The sequence below is a fragment of the Arthrobacter sp. AIWTK1 genome, assembly GCF_056680535.1.
In genome coordinates this window covers 1,399,501-1,418,024 of the sequence record NZ_CM155287.1, presented here as the reverse complement: position 1 = coordinate 1,418,024, position 18,524 = coordinate 1,399,501, and the positions used below count along the sequence as shown (strand labels likewise).

At 66.9% G+C, this 18,524-nt stretch carries 16 protein-coding genes; 9 read left to right on the top strand and 7 right to left on the bottom strand.

The window, feature by feature from the left end:
• Positions 1-22: 22 nt before the first annotated feature.
• From AC1MDG_RS06520 to AC1MDG_RS06510, 3 genes are read right to left on the bottom strand one after another with little or no spacing between them, the layout of a single operon-like run.
• Positions 23-976, bottom strand: coding sequence for a hypothetical protein (locus tag AC1MDG_RS06520; protein ID WP_479808230.1), 954 nt, complete (start codon positions 974-976; stop codon positions 23-25).
• Positions 973-1,698, bottom strand: coding sequence for a cytochrome b N-terminal domain-containing protein (locus AC1MDG_RS06515; RefSeq protein ID WP_479808229.1), 726 nt, complete (start codon positions 1,696-1,698; stop codon positions 973-975). The genes AC1MDG_RS06520 and AC1MDG_RS06515 overlap by 4 nt, the downstream gene beginning before the upstream one ends.
• Entirely contained in the window at positions 1,695-1,862 is a 168-nt protein-coding gene (locus AC1MDG_RS06510) for a hypothetical protein (RefSeq protein WP_479808228.1), read from the bottom strand. The genes AC1MDG_RS06515 and AC1MDG_RS06510 overlap by 4 nt, the downstream gene beginning before the upstream one ends.
• Positions 1,863-1,994: 132 nt before the next feature.
• Between AC1MDG_RS06510 and AC1MDG_RS06505 the strand changes: the two genes are divergently transcribed.
• The 3 genes from AC1MDG_RS06505 to AC1MDG_RS06495 all read left to right on the top strand — a co-directional run bounded on the left by AC1MDG_RS06505 (position 1,995) and on the right by AC1MDG_RS06495 (position 5,475).
• Complete coding sequence (locus tag AC1MDG_RS06505; RefSeq protein ID WP_479808227.1) at positions 1,995-2,669, top strand: Maf family protein; 675 nt, start codon at positions 1,995-1,997, stop codon at positions 2,667-2,669.
• A 124-nt stretch (positions 2,670-2,793) separates the two neighbouring features.
• A complete protein-coding gene (locus tag AC1MDG_RS06500) occupies positions 2,794-4,647 on the top strand; it encodes an acetyl/propionyl/methylcrotonyl-CoA carboxylase subunit alpha (RefSeq protein WP_479808226.1) in 1,854 nt (617 codons plus the stop codon).
• 96 nt (positions 4,648-4,743) lie between these two features.
• Positions 4,744-5,475: a glutamine amidotransferase gene (locus tag AC1MDG_RS06495; protein ID WP_479808225.1), complete on the top strand. Its 732-nt coding sequence runs from the start codon at positions 4,744-4,746 to the stop codon at positions 5,473-5,475.
• A gap of 71 nt (positions 5,476-5,546) precedes the next feature.
• Here AC1MDG_RS06495 and AC1MDG_RS06490 read toward each other — a convergent pair whose 3' ends face one another.
• On the bottom strand, positions 5,547-6,959 hold the full coding sequence (locus tag AC1MDG_RS06490) for an MFS transporter (RefSeq protein WP_479808224.1): 1,413 nt from the start codon (positions 6,957-6,959) through the stop codon (positions 5,547-5,549).
• Positions 6,960-7,229: 270 nt separating this feature from the next.
• Between AC1MDG_RS06490 and AC1MDG_RS06485 the strand changes: the two genes are divergently transcribed.
• The 4 genes from AC1MDG_RS06485 to AC1MDG_RS06470 all read left to right on the top strand — a co-directional run bounded on the left by AC1MDG_RS06485 (position 7,230) and on the right by AC1MDG_RS06470 (position 13,188).
• Positions 7,230-8,642 carry an MFS transporter gene (locus AC1MDG_RS06485; RefSeq protein ID WP_479808223.1) on the top strand — a complete coding sequence of 471 codons (1,413 nt, stop codon included), beginning with the start codon at positions 7,230-7,232 and terminating at the stop codon, positions 8,640-8,642.
• A 1-nt stretch (position 8,643) separates the two neighbouring features.
• A complete protein-coding gene (locus AC1MDG_RS06480; RefSeq protein ID WP_479808222.1) occupies positions 8,644-10,830 on the top strand; it encodes a molybdopterin oxidoreductase family protein in 2,187 nt (728 codons plus the stop codon).
• On the top strand, positions 10,827-12,428 hold the full coding sequence (locus AC1MDG_RS06475) for an FAD-dependent oxidoreductase (protein WP_479808220.1): 1,602 nt from the start codon (positions 10,827-10,829) through the stop codon (positions 12,426-12,428). Before AC1MDG_RS06480 ends, AC1MDG_RS06475 begins: the two co-directional genes overlap by 4 nt.
• 118 nt (positions 12,429-12,546) lie before the next feature.
• Positions 12,547-13,188, top strand: a complete 642-nt coding sequence (locus tag AC1MDG_RS06470) for a hypothetical protein (protein ID WP_479808219.1) — start codon at positions 12,547-12,549, stop codon at positions 13,186-13,188.
• Between the two features lie 2 nt (positions 13,189-13,190).
• On the opposite strand, the gene AC1MDG_RS06465 is transcribed toward AC1MDG_RS06470, so the two are convergent.
• Positions 13,191-14,606, bottom strand: coding sequence for an NAD(P)H-quinone dehydrogenase (locus AC1MDG_RS06465; protein WP_479808218.1), 1,416 nt, complete (start codon positions 14,604-14,606; stop codon positions 13,191-13,193).
• A 95-nt stretch (positions 14,607-14,701) separates the two neighbouring features.
• Between AC1MDG_RS06465 and AC1MDG_RS06460 the strand changes: the two genes are divergently transcribed.
• Entirely contained in the window at positions 14,702-15,520 is an 819-nt protein-coding gene (locus tag AC1MDG_RS06460) for a purine-nucleoside phosphorylase (protein WP_479808217.1), read from the top strand.
• 45 nt (positions 15,521-15,565) lie between these two features.
• Here AC1MDG_RS06460 and AC1MDG_RS06455 read toward each other — a convergent pair whose 3' ends face one another.
• Positions 15,566-16,051: an RrF2 family transcriptional regulator gene (locus tag AC1MDG_RS06455; protein WP_479808215.1), complete on the bottom strand. Its 486-nt coding sequence runs from the start codon at positions 16,049-16,051 to the stop codon at positions 15,566-15,568.
• Between the two features lie 94 nt (positions 16,052-16,145).
• Here AC1MDG_RS06455 and AC1MDG_RS06450 point away from each other — a divergent pair, with 94 nt between their 5' ends.
• Positions 16,146-17,888 carry a phospho-sugar mutase gene (locus AC1MDG_RS06450; protein WP_479808214.1) on the top strand — a complete coding sequence of 581 codons (1,743 nt, stop codon included), beginning with the start codon at positions 16,146-16,148 and terminating at the stop codon, positions 17,886-17,888.
• On the opposite strand, the gene nirD is transcribed toward AC1MDG_RS06450, so the two are convergent.
• Positions 17,889-18,254, bottom strand: a complete 366-nt coding sequence (nirD, locus tag AC1MDG_RS06445) for a nitrite reductase small subunit NirD (RefSeq protein WP_479808213.1) — start codon at positions 18,252-18,254, stop codon at positions 17,889-17,891.
• Positions 18,255-18,524: the final 270 nt, after the last annotated feature.

Sequence of the window (18,524 nt, the reverse complement as noted above, 5' to 3'; positions counted from 1 at the left end):
TCCTAAGTGACCCCGCGTTGGCTCAGCGGTTCCGGTAGTAGTCGCGCCAGATCAAGCGATGCACGGGCAGCCTGCGCGGCAGTGACCTCAGGCCGGGAATAAAGGGAAGCAGTGTCAGCAGGGCAGTCAGCACGAACATTGTGACAACCGCCAGGGCGTCGACACTCGACGAGGATTTGAACGGCTCCACTTGGTAGATGAGCGAGAAGAGCCACAGCCAGGACTGCCCGGGGGTGTCCCCGGTCTCATTCATCACGCCCCATTGGTCCCCGGAGAGGTGTTGGCCTGCCGCGAGATCCGGAAAGTAGCTGCCGTCGCCGAGGAACAGGAGGCTGCGGGTGTAGTCCATGCTGTAGAAGTTCCCGCCGCCCTGCAGCACGCCGTCCAGACTGCCCTGGCGGGCCATGTCCAACAATGCCCCGGTCAGCGCAGGGACCGGGCCGTAGTCGCCGTCGGCGACCTTGGCCGGGTCGTTGTCGGGCGCAGCGGCGAGGGCGATGGAATAGGCAGCTGCCCAGTCCGAGCGCTGCTGATCGGTGGCGGCCGTCCAAACTGCAAGGTCGGCTGGCGGCGAGGGCAGCGTCGCCAGCGGGGCGATCACCAAGTCGTTGGCGTTATCGACCGGAAGGCGGACGCCGGAGAGGCTTTGAAGGTCCACCGGGCCGATCTTCTGCGATGCGTCCGGCGTCGAGTTGTAGGGCGGCCCGTAGCCCGCACTGTCGCTGGTTCCGGCAAGTTCCTTTGTTGCGGTGGCAACGAAATCTGCCGGGGCGGCCGTGGCCCACGATTTGAGGCTGACGCTGGGCTCATCAGGGGACCCGAAGATGGCGGATACGCCAAGCACGAGCAGGCCGACGACCACGAAACCGATGATCAGTTCCTTGATCAGGTCGTATTCGCGGACACGGCCCGCCCAGGGGCGGCTGGCAAGGTCGTCCGTCTTCCGCCAGGAGATGCTGCCGTTTTTCCCGGTCATCGAACTGCGTCCCGGGGTTCGGCGGACGCCGGAGGATCGGTGGACGCCGGGCGACTGTGAAGCAGTTGGGCGTCGGACTCCGCGGCCTCAAGCGGCGGTGCAACGCCGTGCACCCGGACCAGCAGGACATGCAGGACCACCACCGCACCCACGGCCAGGGGCAGCAGGGTGATGTGCCAGGTAAAGAGCTGCCCGACGTTGGCCACATTGAACCAGGCCCCTGCGCCGACCGCGTTCAGCGCATCCTTCGCTTCGAAGGCAATCCACTGGGAATCGAAGTTCGTCTGGAGCAGGTATCCGGTGAAGGCCGCCACGATGGAAACGACAAAGGAGATCACTCCGGTGATCCAGGTCAGGACCCGGCCCCCGCGCCAGGCCGCCATCCAGAATTTCAGCCACAGGTGCACCACCATGAAGATGAAGAAGAGTTCCACGCTCCACAAATGGGTGCTGTTGACAAAGCTCCCCAGCGAGGACAGGTGATACCACTGGGGTCCGTTCAGTCCCAGCACAATCCCCGAAATGACGATCCACAGCAGGGAGCCGATGGCCCCTATGCCGAAGACGTAGGCCCAGGACGCCACATAGCTTGGCTGGTCCTCGGGCAAGAGCTTCTCCGGAGAAAGCTTCCTAAGAAGCCACCGGCGGACTCTCCCGGTCCAGGTGTGGGCGCCAGGTTCCTCGACCGGCGTGCCGTGCCCCGGTGTGGCAGTGGCAGTCATTTCCGCCGCTTCCCGCCGGGAAAAGGCAGCACCAAGGCCAGAACGAACAGGATGATCATCACGACGATCACTATCAGGTTTCCGGACTGGATGGTGAAGCCGTCCCAGCCAAAATATGTTCCGGCGCCCGCTGTTGCGACGCCTGCGAATAGCCACGTGGCCATGGAATCCTCGACTCTCTATGGGATCCTGGCTCAACCACACCATGGCCAAACGTCCGTAACCAGAGGCTTTCGCCCCGCCAAGTGGGGCACTCCAGCAGTCCGGTACATCCACGGGTCAATTAGGCTGGAACGGTGACCCGCCTCATTCTTGCCTCCCAGTCCCCCGCACGCACCAAATTGCTGAGCCACGCCGGCATCCGCCACGAGATCCTGGTTTCGGATGTGGATGAAGATGCGGTCCAGGCCCGCTACGGCGTGACGGACCCGCACGACACCGCCCTGCTGCTGGCGCGCGCCAAGGCGGAGGCCGTCGCCTCGCTGCCTGAGGCGGACGGCGCCTTGGTGCTCGGCTGCGATTCCGTCTTCGAGTTCGACGGTGAGGCGCACGGCAAGCCGTACACGGCCGACGTCGCCAGGGAGCGGATGCTGCGCATGAGCGGCGCCATGGGGGTACTTCATACAGGCCATTGGCTGGTCGACTGCCGGGACACAGACTCAGACGACGGCGGCTCAAACGGTTCCGGCGCCACGCTGGGCTCCGTGACCTCCGCCGAAGTCCACTTCATGGACATGAGCGCCGAAGAAATCGATGCGTACATCGCCACCGGCGAGCCGCTCCAGTGCGCCGGTTCCTTCACGATCGACGGCTACGGCGGCGCCTTCATCAGGAAGGTCGACGGCGACCCCCACACCGTCGTCGGACTCTCCATTTCCACCCTTCGCGGGCTGCTGGGCCAAGCACAGGTGGGCATCACCGAGTTGTGGACCGGCGGCGCCATCGACCCCGCCGAAGTCCGCGCCGAGTGAGCCATTTCGCAAGTCTTTGTAGCTTCCCTACAAAGCTTCGGAGCTTTACACGCGGAATCCGCAAGTAATATCGGCGGAACCCTCAAAATCGCGCTAGGCTCCCTGAAGGAAAGAAGGAGACGCCTTGTCAGCAAATTCGGAGCAGTCCGCAAGTCCAGAGCAGTCCACCGCCCCCAGCCACGCAGGTGCCGCCCTGACGAGCTCCAAGCGGCTGAGCAAAGTCCTCATCGCCAACCGCGGCGAGATCGCCGTGCGCATCATCCGCGCCGCGCGCGACGAAGGCATCGCCTCGGTGGCTGTCTACGCCGACCCGGACCGCGACGCCCTGCACGTCCGCTTGGCGGACGAGGCCTACGCACTGGGCGGCAACACTGCAGCTGAGTCCTACCTGGTGATGGAAAAGCTCATCGAAGTGGCCCACCAGTCCGGCGCCGACGCCATCCACCCGGGCTACGGCTTCCTGGCTGAAAACGCACAGTTCGCGGCCATGGTCATCGGTGCAGGGATCACCTGGATCGGGCCCTCCCCGGAGGCAATCTCCGCCCTCGGCGACAAAGTCCAGGCCCGGCACATTGCCGAAAAGGTGGGCGCACCGCAGGTCCCCGGCACGGCTGACCCCGTTGAATCCGCGGAAGAGATCCTCGAATTCGTCGACAAGTTCGGCCTGCCCGTGGCCATCAAGGCGGCCTTCGGCGGCGGCGGCCGCGGCATTAAGGTGGCCCGCACGCGCGAGGAAATCCCGGAACTCTTCGAGTCCGCGGTCCGCGAGGCCGTTGCCGCGTTTGGCCGGGGCGAATGCTTCATCGAACGCTTCCTGGACGCTCCCCGGCACGTCGAAACCCAATGCCTGGCTGACGCGTACGGCAACGTGGTGGTGGTCTCCACCCGCGACTGCTCCCTGCAGCGGCGCAACCAGAAGCTTGTGGAAGAGGCGCCCGCCCCCTTCCTGACCGAAGAGCAGAACGGCCGCCTTTACGAGTCTTCCAAAGCCATCCTCAAGGAGGCCGGCTACCTCGGTGCCGGAACGTGCGAATTCCTGGTGGGCCAGGACGGGACCATCTCCTTCCTGGAGGTCAATACCCGCCTCCAGGTGGAGCACTGCGTCTCCGAGGAAGTCACCGGAATCGACCTTGTCCGCGAACAGTTCCGGCTGGCCCGCGGCGAAAAGCTGGGCTACGGCGACCCCGAAGTGCGCGGCCACTCCATAGAATTCCGCATCACCGGCGAAGACCCCGGCCGCAACTTCATGCCCGCCCCGGGCACCATCACCACCCTGAAGAACCCCACCGGCCCCGGCATCAGGATCGACTCCGGAGTGGAGCAGGGTGACGTCATCAGCGGCAACTTCGATTCGATGCTGTCCAAGCTGATCGTCACGGGCGCCACCCGCGAGCAGGCACTGCAGCGCTCCCGCCGCGCCCTGGAGGAGATGGTGGTCGAGGGCATCCCCACCGTTATTCCCTTCGACCTGGCCGTGGTCACCAACCCCGACTTCGCCCCGGCAGAAGGACCGTTCAAGGTCCACACCCGCTGGATCGAGACGGCGTTCGTCAACGACATCCCGGCGTGGACGCCAAACGGCGCCGAAGGTGAAGCGTCCGACGCCGGCGATCGCCAGCGCGTTGTGGTCGAGGTGGGCGGCAAGCGCCTTGAGGTGGTGCTGCCGTCGTCGCTCGGCTCTTTCAGCACGGGCGGCGGCGCCGCCAAGCCGGCCAAGGCCAAGAAGCGCTCCCGCTCCGGCGGACCGGCTGCCGCTGCGGGCGGCAACGCCCTGACCTCCCCCATGCAGGGAACCATCGTGAAGGTGGCTGTTGTGGAGGGCGACGTTGTTGCCGAAGGTGACCTCGTCGTCGTACTCGAAGCGATGAAGATGGAACAGCCGCTCACGGCGCACCGCGCCGGCACCATTACCGGCCTGGCCGCCATCGCGGGTGAGACGGTTTCCGCCGGCGCCGTGATCGCCACGATCGAGGACTGACCACGCGCAGGCTCCTTCGCAGCGGGCCCGCACAGCATTAACGCCGCCCCCGGCGCGCCCATGGCGCCCGGGGGCGGCTCCATGCACACTTAGCGTGTGAAGCCATTTCTACTTCTTGCATCGCGTGCCGAGGACAGGGCCGCCGAAGAGGAATACGAAGCCTACCTGCGCTATGGCGGACTCGAGCCGGCGCAGCTGAGGCGCATCCGGATGGAAGCCGGACCCATGCCTGAGCTGGACCTGTCCGACTACTCCGGGGTGATCGTGGGCGGCAGCCCCTTCACATCCAGCGACCCGGCGGACCACAAGAGCGCGGCCCAGCACCGGGTAGAGCATGAGCTGCGCCTGCTGCTGGACCGCATTGTGCCGGCGGATTTCCCGTTCCTCGGCGCCTGCTACGGGGTGGGCACGCTGGGCCTCCACCAGGGTGCTGTCATTGACCGGACCTACGGCGAGGGACTGGGCGGCACCACCATCAAGCTCACTGCGGAGGCCCTGCAGGATCCCCTCCTTCGCGGCCTGCCGGAAAGCTTCACGGCCTTCACCGGCCACAAGGAAGCCGTCAGCGTCCTTCCCTCCCACGCGGTGCTCCTGGCCAGTTCCGCGGCCTGCCCCGTGCACATGTTCCGGATCAAGGCCAACCTGTACGCCACCCAGTTCCACCCGGAGCTCGATGCCGACGGGCTGGTCACCAGGATCGACATCTACCGCCATGCCGGCTACTTTCCGCCGGAGTCGGCGGAGCTGCTGATGGAAAGCGCCCGGCAGTTCACTGCGGCGGAACCGATGAAGATCCTCCGAAACTTCGTGGAGCGCTATGCGAGTTAGCGGCGGGAAATGACAAATGCCCGGCACCCCCGCGAAGGGGTGCCGGGCATTTCCCGTGACTCCTAATCGGGTCAGGCTACGTTGTTCTCGTAGTCCAGGTCCCGCGTTTCCTTGCTCAGGAAGAGTGCCACAAGCGTCAGCACCGCCATGACGCTGAGGTACACGCCCACCAGCACGGGGCTGCCCTTGGCCATTTCCCAGAGCCACACCGCGATGAAGGGGGCCACGGCCGCACCCAGGATGCTGGAGACGTTGTAGCTCACGGCGGACCCCGTGTAGCGGACGTTGGTGGGGAACAGTTCCGGCAGCAGCGCACCCATGGGTCCGAAGGTCAGGCCCATCAGGGTGAAGCCGAGGATGAGCAGCGCCATGGTACCCACGAAGCCGCCGCTGAACAGCGGGACGAACAGCAGGCCGAAGACGAAGATTCCGGCGGTGACGGCGATGAGCATCTTGCGGCGGCCATACTTTTCAGCCAGCGGGCCGGAGACCAGGGTGAAAATGCCAAAGAACACGACGCCGGCGATCAGCATCCACAGGAAGTCGTTACGGGTGTAGCCCAGACCCGGGACGAACGCGGCGGCTGCCGCTTCGGTCATCGGCTTTCCGGCCTTCTCGGCGGCGGCCTTGGCGGCGTCCAGGCTGGACGCGCGGGTGCCGTAGGTCAGGGTGAACGTGGTCATCAGGTAGAACAGCACGTACGTGGCCAGCATGATGAACGTGCCCAGGATGAGCGGGCGCCAGCTGGTCTTGAAGACGCGGCTGATCGGAAGCTTGGCCACTTCGTTGGATTCCAGGACCTTGGTGAAGGCCGGCGTTTCAATCAGCTTGAGGCGGACGTAGAGCCCGATGATCACCATGACGGCGCTGAGCAGGAACGGAACGCGCCAGCCCCAGGCTTCAAACGCCTGCGGGGACAGCTGGTAGCTGGCCACGAGGAAGATCACGTTGGCAATGATGAAGCCGATGGGCGCACCCAGCTGCGGGAACGTGCCGTAGATGGCCCGCTTGTTGGCGGGGGCGTTCTCGGTGGCCAGGAGGGCTGCGCCGCTCCACTCCCCGCCGAGGGCCAGGCCCTGGGCGAAGCGCATGACCACCAGGAGGGCCGGCGCCCAGAAGCCCCAGCCCGGAACCAGCGCCGTGGGAAGGCAGCCGATCAGGAATGTTGCGATACCCATGGTCAGCAGCGAAGCCACCAGGGTGCCCTTGCGGCCGAACTTGTCCCCGAAGTGGCCGAAGACCACGGAACCGAGCGGCCGGGCGATGAACGCGACACCGAACACGGCGAAGGAGCTCAGCAGCTGGGTGGTCTCGTTCTGTCCCGGGAAGAACAGCTTGGGGAAGACGAGCACAGCGGCGGTGGCGTAGACGTAGAAGTCGTAGAACTCAACGGTGGTGCCGATGAGGCTGGCGACGATCACGCGCCCGCGCGAGTTAACCTGCTTGGCTGACCCCGGCTGCGGTGAGGTGGCAGTGGATGACATGTAGTAGCGCTTTCGTGAGAAACCGGGCGGGTGCCCCAAAAGACTGCCCGGCTAAGGGATACGTATCTCTCAATAATAGTTCCCGGCGTCCAGCGACTGGACAAAGAGTCCATTATGCGGACTTTTTGATTTGTCTCACCTGACGGCGCCTCACGCCGCCCCGAATGCGCCGATAGGCAAACTTCACAGCACGTTAACAAACGGCGACGCTTCACGAAACGCGCCATCCCTACCTTAGAAGAACAACAAAACCCCCAAAGGAGGTACACCGTGACTGTTGATCGCACGGCAGAGGCCGGCGCACAGCCCGGCACTACCCGCACCGCTGAAGCCCCCGCCCTTGAAGTCCGCCCCGGCCGCTGGATCGCCAACTGGGATGCCGAGAACAAGGAGCAGTGGGAGTCCCACGGCCGTTCCATCGCACGTCGGAACCTGAACTGGTCCATCTTCGCCGAATTCCTCGGCTTTGTCGTCTGGCAGCTCTGGTCCATCGTGGTGGTCCAGCTCCCGGCAGCAGGCTTCACCTTCTCCACTTCCGAAATCTTCTGGCTGATCTCCATGCCCAGCCTGGTGGGTGCCACCCTGCGCATCCCCTACACGTTCATGGTCCCCAGGTTCGGCGGCCGCAACTGGACCATCGTCTCCGCGCTGCTTCTCCTCATCCCCTCCACTGGCTTGGCACTGTGTGTCTCCAACCCGGAGACACCGTTCGGCGTCATGCTCCTCGTTGCTGCGCTTGCCGGTTTCGGCGGCGGCAACTTCGCGAGCTCCATGGCCAACATCACGTTCTTCTACCCTGCCCGCGAAAAGGGCTGGGCACTGGGCCTGAACGCCGCCGGCGGAAACCTCGGTGCCGCCGTCGCACAGCTCGCCGTCCCGATTGCCATCACGCTCCTGGCCGCCGGCACGGTCAACCTGCCCGTCGCCGGCCTGATGTGGGTCCCGCTGATCCTGCTCGCCGCGTTCGGCGCCTGGAAATACATGGACAACCTCACCAGTGCCAAGGGTGACGTGGCCGGATCCGTGGCTGCGCTGAAGGAACCGCACCTGTGGATCATGGCGCTGCTGTACATCGGCACCTTCGGTTCATTCATCGGCTTCGCCGGGGTGTTCCCGAAGCTCATCAAGGACTACTTCCCCGCGTTCTCCTCCATCGGAGTGGGCACGGTTGCACTGTCCCTCGCGTTCCTCGGCCCGCTGGTCGGCTCGCTGGCCCGCCCTTACGGCGGACGGATGGCGGACCGGATGGGCGGCGCCCGCATGACCGTTGCCGCCTTCGCCTCGATGGCGGTCATCACGCTCGCCATGATCTGGACCCTGCCGCTCAAGAACTTCTGGCTGTTCCTGGTCCTCTTCCTGATGCTCTTCACCGCCAGCGGCTTCGGAAACGGCGCCACCTACCGGATGATCCCCATCATCTTCGCCACCAACAGCCGGGCAGCCCGAAACGGCGCCAGCACAGTGGCCACCCAGCGCCTGGCCTCCTCCGCCCTCGGCCTGATCTCGGCCATCGGCGCCTACGGCGGGTTCGTTATCCCCCAGGTGCTGAACGCCTCCAACCAGGCCAGCGGCTCGTACACCCCCGCCTTCTACGGCTTCGTCGGGGCATACGTCCTGATGCTGGTGGTCTGCTGGGCCTGCTACATCCGCAACGCCAACCGAAATGCGATGGGACACGTCTAACATGACCACAAGCGCCGACACGCACTGCCCTTACTGCGCCCTGCAGTGCGCCATGACGCTGAAGTCTCCAGCGGCTCTGACCCCGGCTGTCCAGCCGGGGTCAGACCCCGTGCCGGCTGCACCCGTCCTGGAGGTATCCGGACGCGACTTCCCCACCAACCGCGGCGGCCTCTGCCGCAAGGGCTGGACGTCCGCGTCCCTGCTGAGCCACCCCGGACGCGTCACTGAGCCCCTGCTGAAGGGCTCCGACGGCGTCCACCGCCCGGTGAGCTGGGATGATGCCCTGAAGCTCATCACCGCCGCCGTGAAGGACACCCGCTCCCGCTACGGCGCGGACGCCGTCGGCGTTTTCGGCGGCGGCGGCCTGACCAATGAAAAGGCCTACATGCTGGGCAAGTTCGCCCGCCTGGCCCTTGGCACGTCCCGGATCGACTACAACGGCCGGTTCTGCATGTCCTCCGCAGCCGCCGCCGGCATGAGGGCGTTCGGGGTGGACCGCGGACTCCCGTTCCCGCTCGAGGACCTCGACGGCGCCAGCACCATCCTGATGCTCGGCTCCAACGTGGCCGAGACCATGCCGCCCTTCGTACAGCACCTGCAGGGAGTGCGCGACGCCGGCGGGCTCATCGTGGTGGACCCCCGCCGTTCCGCCACGGCTGCGTTCACCTCCGACGGCGGCGGCCTGCACCTGCAGCCCCTGCCGGGCACCGACCTCGCCCTCCTCCTGGGCCTCTCGCACGTGGTGATCCACGAAGGCCTGGCGGACACCGAATTCATCCAGGCGCGCACCAGCGGCTTCGAAGCCGTGGTCCGCAGCGTCAACGCCTTCTGGCCCGAACGGGTCCAGTCCCTGACCGGTGTGCCCGCGGACCTGATCCGGGAGACTGCCCGCCGGCTGGCCCACGGGGCCACCAAGGGCGGCAGCTACATCCTGACGGGCCGAGGCGTGGAACAGCACGTGGACGGAACGGACACCGCCACCGCCGCCATCAACCTGAGCCTGCTGCTCGGTCTGCCGGGTTCAGCCCGCAGCGGCTATGGCACCCTCACCGGCCAAGGCAACGGCCAAGGCGGCCGCGAGCACGGCCAGAAGGCCGATCAGCTCCCCGGCTACCGGAAGATCACCGATCCAGCCGCCCGCGCCCACGTGGCCAAGGTGTGGGGCGTCCCGGAATCGCTGATTCCCGGCCCCGGCCTCCCCGCCGTCCAACTCCTGAAATCCCTCGGACAGCCCGACGGCGTCCGCTGCCTCTTCGTGCACGCCTCCAACATCGCGGTGGCCTCCCCCGACGCCAACGCAGTCATCGAGGGCCTCCGCAGCCTGGACTTCCTGGTGGTCTGCGATTTCTTCGTCTCCGAAACGGCCGTCGAAGCCGACCTCATCCTGCCGGTCCTTCAGTGGGCCGAGGAGGAAGGCACGCTGACCAACCTTGAAGGGCGTGTCCTGCGCCGCCGCCGCGCCCTGCAGCCGCCGGCCGGAGCCCGCAGCGAACTCTGGATCATGGCACGGCTCGCCGAGGCGCTCGATGCCCCGTCCACCTACAGCGAGGATCCCGAGACGGTGTTCGAGGAACTGCGCCTCGCCTCTGCCGGCGGGCTCGCCGACTACTCGGGCATCGACTACGCCATGCTGGACCGCGGCGAGGCCGCCTACTGGCCCTACCCCGCCGGAAGCACCGGCACGCCGCGGCTGTTCCTGGACGGTTTTGCCCACGCCGACGGCAAGGCGGTCATGACACCGGTGGCGCCCCGCCGCCGTCGTACCCCGGCCGCGAATCCGGACCCGGACGCCAAAACCATGACACTCATCACCGGCCGCCTGCTGGAGCACTACCAGTCCGGATCGCAGACCCGCCGCGTGTCCGAGCTGCTGGAATCCCAGCCTGAGGCAAAGGTGCAGATCCACCCCGCTGCCGCTGCGTCCATGGGCATCACCGACGGCGCGCTCGTGTCCGTGGCCAACGAACGCGGCGAGGTGCTCTGCCGGGCGGAACTCAGCACCGCCATCCGGCCCGAGACGGTCTTCCTGCCGTTCCACTTCCCGGAGCTCGGGAGCGCCAACCGCCTGACGGAAGCTTCCACCGATCCCATCTCCGGGATGCCCGAGTTCAAATTCAATACAGTGTGGGTCCGGGCGGCCGCCAACCGACTCCAGCACAGCGTTCTTCAGACAACGGAGGCCTCATGAGTGAGCAGATCGTAATTGTTGGCTTTGGTCCGGTTGCCGCACGGCTGATCGATGAGCTGCTGCCCGCCGTCCGCAGCGGGCTCGCCCGCCTGACGGTGATCGGCGAGGAGGCGGACGCAGCGTACAACCGCGTACTGGTGGCCGACCTCGGCGTCGGGCGCACCACTGCGGCGGCGCTGGCGCTCGCTGACGCCGCGGCGCTGATCGCCGACGGCGTGGACGTCCGGCTCGGCGTGCGCGTCCGCCGGGTGGATCGCGCACGCCAGCAGGTGATCCTCACCGACGGCACCACGCCGCACTACGACCGGCTGGTGTTCGCCACCGGGTCGCGCCCGGTCATCCCCAACCTGACCGGCCTCAACCCGGACCCGGCCCACCCCGTGCTGCCCGCCGGCGTGACAGCGCTGCGCGACCTGCGCGACGCCGAGGTGCTTCGCCAGGCTGTTTCCGGCGGCAAGCGCGTGGTAGTGCTCGGCGGCGGCGTCCTGGGACTCGAGACGGCCCTGGCCGCCGCCGAAGAAGGTGCCACGGTGACCGTGGTCCACAACGGCGCCCACCCGCTGGGCCGGAACATCGACCGCGGCGGCGGTGCGGTGCTCGCCGCCAGCCTGCGCAACTGCGGAGTCCGGATGGCCGGCAACGCGCGCTCCACCGGGCTGGAGCACAACGCTCCCGACGGCGGCTTCTCCGCGTTGCTGCTGGATGACGGTTCAGCGATCGACGGCGACCTGCTGGTGCTCTCCTGCGGCGTCCGGCCGCGCGTGGAACTGGCCGAAGGCTGCGGGCTGTCCACGGCAACGGGCATCCTGGTGGACCACAAGCTGCGGGCACACCACGAACCCCACATTTTCGCAATCGGCGACTGCGCCGAAGTCCGCTGCCCGGATCCGTCCTGCAGCGAGTGCCGCACCGCGGGCGGCCCCTCCGGCCTGGTGGGCCCGGGCTGGCGCCAGGCGGAGTGGCTCGCCGACTACCTGACGCTCCTCGCCGAAGGATCCGCGGCGGCATCCGGCGACGGGTCCGGCGAAGCCGCCGCGGCCGACCTGGCGGACTCCCTGCCTGAGCTGCCGATGGAAAAGCCGGGGGTCATCGTCCTCAAGGCCCGGGGCCTGAACATGGCCGTGGCCGGCGACAACGCAGCTGAGCCGTGGGACGAAGAAGTACTCACGGCCGGTGCGGTGAACGGCCGCCCGCGCCTGCAGATTGCGCAGTGGGCAGACCCGGAACACGGCCGCTACGTCAAGATGACCACGCGCGGCGGAGTCCTGGAGGGCCTCGTGGCAGTGGGCATGCCCCGCACCGCCGCGGAGCTGGTGTCCCTGTTCGAGCGGGGCGACGAGCTCCCGGCCGACAGGTCGCTCCTGCTCCGCCTCGACGGACCGGACCAGCTGGCAGCCCCGGGCAACAGCGACCCCGCGCGCACCGTCTGCCGGTGCGCCGGGGTCAGCGGAACCAAGATCCAGGACGCCGTCGTTGACGGCTGCTCCACCGTGGCCGAGGTTTCCGGCGCCACCCGCGCCGGCACCGGCTGTGGCGGCTGCCACTCCGACATCAAGGACATCATCGAAAAACACTTCCAGGCGGCAGCAGCCGCCTGATGTGAGGTGACGCCAGGGACGCAGGGCGCGTGGTCCAAGGGACTTATGCCCCTAGCCCCGCCCGTGCCCCCGGGGTGTCATGGAAGCTACGGTCCCAGCTTCAGACGGAGGAGTTGCCATGTTCAGCGTCACGATCTTCCTGGCCGCGGCCGCGCTCATCGTTGCTGCCGCCGTCATGGGGATCGTCTCCATGCGGCGGCCGGACCGTTCCGTCCGTGCCCGTGCACTGGTGTGGACTGCAGCCGCCATCATGACAGTATTCACGGTCCTCGCCGGCCTGTTCATCAGCGGCTATGCCCTGACCGACCCCGGCGGCACAGAGGGAATCATGCTGGTTTTGTGGTGGGCCGTTCCCCTGGCCGTGCTCGCTGTCCTTGCCTGGCTTCGTCCCTCATGGGCTGTACCGGTGCTGGCCCTGCTCACCGCGTTGGTGGTCATGGCAGGAATATGGTTCGCCCTGGATTCCGCGTCGTGGCGAGAATTCGAGAACGCCAACGGCCCGGTCCGCGCCGTGGCCGTGCTGGTCCTCGCGTTCCCGGCAGCCGTCCTGGGCCTGAAACGAACGGCCACTGCGGGCTGGCTGCTCCTGGCCCTCGGCCTTGGGCCGATCGCCTTCTCAGCCCTGGGCAACCTCGCGGGAGTAGTGTCCCTCTCCGCCATCAGCGTGATCCCGCTGGTCACCGGCCTGCTGTTTCTGGTGGCGGCACGGATGTCCCGCGCCGCGGTGTCCACCGAGCACGCGGGTGCCTTGCCCGCCTGACGTTACATGTGCACGTGCAGGCGCCGGGCCGCTTCCGAGATGGAACCGCTGAGTGACGGGTACACCGTGAAGGTGCTGGCGACGTCGTCGACATGCAGTTTCTGGGTGACCGCGATGGAAATCGCGAAGATCAGTTCGGAGGCGTTCGGCCCCACCACCACACCGCCGATCACGGTGCCGGAGCCCTTGCGGGCGAAAATCTTGACGAAGCCGTCGCGGTGGTTGCGCATCTTGGCGCGGGCATTGCTGCGCAGCGACAGCTTCACGACGTCGCCCTGGTACTTGCCGGAGTCGATCTCCGCCTCGGAGACGCCAACCGACGCGATCTCCGGCGAGGTGAAGATGTTGGAGGCCACCTGGTGCAGCTTCAGCGGGGTGACGCTGTCGCCCATGAAGTGGGCCACGGCAATGCGGCCCTGCATGGCCGCGACGGAGGCGAGCGCAAGGACACCGGTGCAGTCACCGGCGGCGTAAATGTTCGGAGCGGTGGTACGGGAGACGCCGTCCACCTTGATGTGGCCGCTCTCGCTGAGGGCCACGCCGGCTTCCTCAAGCCCAATACCTGCCGTGTTGGGAATGGAGCCCACGCAGACCAGGCAGTGGCTGCCGGTGACCTGGGAGCCGTCACCCAGGGTGACCACCACGCCGTCGTCCGTCCGCTCCACCGTTTCAGCGCGCGAGCGGGAGAGCACCTTCACGCCGCGGCGTTCAAAGACGCCCTCCAGGACCTCGGCGGCGTCAGTGTCGGAGCCCGGCAGCACGCGGTCGCGGCTGGAAATCAGGGTGACCTTGGAGCCCAGGCCGTTGTAGGCGGAGGCGAATTCCGCGCCGGTCACACCGGAACCCACCACGATGAGTTCTTCGGGGAGCTCGTCCATGTTGTAGATCTGCGCCCAGTTCAGGATCCGGTCGCCGTCGGGCCGCGCGGTGGGAAGTTCGCGCGGGTGGGCGCCCACCGCGAGCAGGATGGTGTCAGCTTCCACCGTCTCGGTACCGTCGACGGTGAGGACCTCGATGGTGTGGTTGTCCAGCAGCTTGCCGGAGCCGATCAGGATGCGCACGCCCTGGTGTTCCAGGCCGGTACGGATGTCCTCGGACTGCTTCCGCGCCAGGCCGAGCAGCCGGTCGTTGATGTGCTTCAGGTCCGCGCGCATCACGGGGGCAAAATCGCCGCCGTCGACGTCGAACTTCACTCCCAGCTCCCCCGCCTCGCCGACGCGGGTCATCAGGTCCGCCGTCGCGATCAGGGTTTTGGAAGGTACGACGTCGGTCAGCACCGCTGAGCCGCCCAGGCCCGCCCGCTCAATGATGGTGACTTGCGCCCCCAGCGAGGCGGCCACCATGGCGGCTTCGTAGCCGCCGGGCCCTCCGCCGAGTATTGCGATGCGAGGTGAGCTGAAATCCGGATGCGTAGTCACAAAGATCCATTCTCTACCCAACCGCCGCCACACACCAATAAAAGGGACCTGCGCCACTGCTGGGCACGGCACGGCGGGCACGATAGCTTGTACCAGTGAGTAATACAGAATTCCTGAACACGGACCCTTTTGACGCCGCGCGCGCGGCCGCCGACTATATCGCCGAGGAGACGGGCGTGGACAGCCACGACGTCGCGCTGGTGCTCGGCTCAGGCTGGGGCGACGCCGCGGACCTGATCGGCGAAACCACGGCCACGCTATCCGCGGACGAGGTTCCCGGCTTCTCGGCACCGGCAGTTGAGGGCCACGTCGGCACCATCCGCTCCGTGCTGACCCGGGAAGGCAAGCGGGCCCTGGTCCTCGGCGCCCGGACGCACTATTACGAAGGCAAGGGCGTCCGCGCAGTAGTGCACGGGGTACGGACGGCCGCTGCGGCCGGCTGCAAGGTTCTGGTGGTGACCAACGGCTGCGGCGGCCTCAACGAAGACTGGGCTCCCGGCACCCCTGTGCTCATCAAAGATCACATAAACCTCACCGCCACGTCCCCGCTGGAAGGCGCAACCTTCGTTGACCTGACAGATCTGTACTCGTCACGGATCCGCGGACTGGCCCGCGGAGTTGACCCGTCCCTCGACGAAGGCGTGTACGCGCAGTTCACCGGTCCGCACTACGAAACCCCCGCCGAAGTCCAGTACGCAAAGCGGATCGGCGCCGATCTGGTGGGCATGTCCACGGCGCTCGAAGCCATTGCCGCCCGGCATGCCGGCATGGAGGTTTTCGGCATCTCGCTGGTGACCAACCTCGCCGCCGGCATCAGCCCGGTGCCGTTGAGCCATGAGGAAGTTCTGGAAGCCGGACAGGCCGCCGCCCCCCGCATCTCCAAGCTGCTCGCGGAAATCATCGCCAAGCTCTGAGAACCTACTTCGTGCGGTGCCCGCCGGGAGCTAGTCCCCCAACCTCTAGTTCCTGGCGGGCATCAGGCGGCGGAGGGTGTCTTTCCGGGAGCCGGGAAACTTCCGCTCAACTGAGGCTGCAATGCCGGCGATGGTCTGCCGGGACAGCGTCTGCCGCCACGCCAGCTCGGCCTGCCTCATGGTCTGGGACACCAGGCAACTGCGGAGATAGTCTTCGGCGGGGTCCGCGCCGGGCACGTTCGCGAGAATGGATTCGCAACGAAAAGCGGGTTCCGGACCCTCAATAGCCAGGACAACATCCAGCACGGTGATCTTTTCAGCGGCGCGCGCCAGCTGGAAGCCGCCACGGGGTCCGGAAACGGAGTACAGGATGCCCGCGCGGACCAACGCCTGCAGTTGCTTGTTCAGGTAGGCGGCGGGCAACTGATACAGCTCAGCCAGCCTGGCGCTGTTCACGGCCTCGCCCGCGGGCGCCCAGGACATGTTCACGCAGCAGTGCAGCGCCCACTCAACCCCCTGCCCCATCTTCATTTTTCAGACATTACGTGTCCGGAAAATTTACTGTCAAGGGTGCCGCCGCGCTTGTCGGACAGCCAATCCAGGACGTTAGGATAGCTTTGTTCCTATGACGTCTTCCGATGCCGAACTTCCGCAGCTGCTGAGCGATGCCCGGGACTGGGCCGCCCAGGACCCGGATCCCGCCACTGCCGCCGCTTTGACAGAACTCATCCAGCGCTCCTGGGACGGGGTTCCCTCTGCCCGGCAGGAACTCGAGGACAGCTTCAGCGGAACGCTGCAGTTCGGCACCGCAGGCCTCCGTGCCGCGCTTGGGCCGGGACCCAACCGGATGAACCGCGTGGTTGTCCGGCGCGCGGCAGCAGGGTTCGCCTCCTTCCTGGCCACCGCCGTCGCGGATGCCTCGCCTGGCACCCGGCCCCGCGCCGTCGTCGGCTATGACGCCCGCTACAACTCCGACATTTTCGCGGAGGAGACCGCCGCGGTCTTCACAGCCGCGGGAATCGAAACCTTCCTGATGCCGCAGGCGCTCCCCACGCCGCTGCTCGCCTACGCCGTCCGGGCCCTGGATTGCGACGGCGGCGTGATGGTGACCGCCAGCCACAACCCTCCGCAGGACAACGGCTACAAGGTGTACCTCGGCAGGCACGCGGTGGAGGAAAGCGGACGCGGGGCGCAGATCGTGGCCCCCTACGACGCGCTGATCGCCGCGGAAATCGACCGTGTGGGCAAGCTGGACTCCGTCACCCTCGCCACTGCGGGCTGGACTGTCCTGGACCCCTCCATCGCTGCCGACTACCAGGCAGCCGTTGCTGCCCTGGCGCGTCCCGGGCAGTTCCCGGCCCGGGACCTGAAGATCGTCCTGACCCCCATGCACGGCGTGGGCGGCGACACGGCCGTTGCGGTACTGAGGGCGGCGGGGTTCGACGACGTCACCCTGGTGAGCGAACAGGCCCGGCCGGACCCGGATTTTCCCACGGTCAACTTCCCCAATCCGGAGGAACCCGGCGCCCTGGATCTTGCGCTGGAAACGGCGGCCCGGGTGGACGCCGACATTGTGCTGGCCAACGACCCCGACGCCGACCGTGCCGCCGTTGCCGCCAAGGATCCGGACACAGGTGCCTGGCGCATGCTGCGCGGCGACGAAGTGGGCGCATTGCTGGGGGCGCACATTGTGGCCAGGCTCGCTGCCAGCGGCGCAAGCCCGGCCACCGGGGTCTTCGCGAATTCGATCGTGTCCTCGCGTCTGCTGGCACGGATCGCCGCTACGGCCGGGTACTCCCATGAGGAAACCCTGACCGGGTTCAAGTGGATTTCCCGCGTTCCGGGCCTGCTCTACGGCTACGAGGAAGCGCTGGGGTACTGCGTGGCCCCGGACCTGGTCCGGGACAAGGACGGCATTTCCGCTGCCGTGCTCATCGCGGAACTAGCGGCCGCGGCCAAGGCCGACGGCAAGAGCATTTTCGATACCCTCGACGAGCTGTACCTGGTGCACGGCCTGCACGCCAGCGACCAGCTCAGCATCCGGGTGGCGGACCTGGGCCTGCTGGACGCCATGATGAACAGGCTCCGGGCGGACCCGCCGGAATCCTTCGGCGGGTCCGCCGTCGAAACGTTCAAGGACCTGGCCGAAGGCAGCGACGCCTTGCCCCCGACGGACGGCCTGCTCTACCTGACGAAGGACCTCAGCCGGGTGATCATCCGTCCCAGCGGCACGGAACCGAAGCTCAAGTGCTACCTCGAAGTCATCCGGAGCGTGGGCTCAGCGGCCGAACTGCCCGAGGCACGGCAGGCGGCACGGGCAGCGCTCGACGGCGTCCTGGTGGATGTGCGGGAGGCCCTGGGGCTCTAGCTAGAGCTCAACTTCGACGTAGCCGTCAACCACACGGGTGCGGAACGTCGGCAGGCGGAGTTCGGCGGTGCCAAAGCACTCACCGGTTTCCAGGTCGTAAACCTCTTTGTGCAGCGGGGACGCAATGGTCTGGCGCGTTCCGCGTGAGCCAACGATCCCGCGGGCCATCACGTGGGCTCCCGTGGCGGGATCTTCCTGGGCGACGGCGAAAACTTCGGCGGGCGCGGTGCGGAACAATGCCACCTGGCGGCCGGCGATCAGTGCAGCCTCACCCCAGGCCAGCTCCAGTTCCTCCACGGCGCAGACGCGGTTCCAGCCCGTGGCAAATCCGGTGCTCTGGTCTTCTAGTTCAAGTATTGCGGTCATTTTCCGGCCCCTCTCGCATAGCCTGCCGCCCGGTGCGCTATTGATACGGCTACCGGGCCCGGGCCGCCGACGCGGCCACATCTCCAAGCTAGGGTTGCGGTGTTTCGGCGGCGTGCAGTCAATGTGTCCGGCACGTAAAAGGCAACTCACCTGTCCGGAAATCCGTTCGTGATGCAGAAGTTAAGTTCACGAAACATAAGGGAAACTGAAGCGAAACTGCGCCTGCCTAGTCTGGAACGACAAGCTGCAGAGCACCGTCTGCGGCCCATG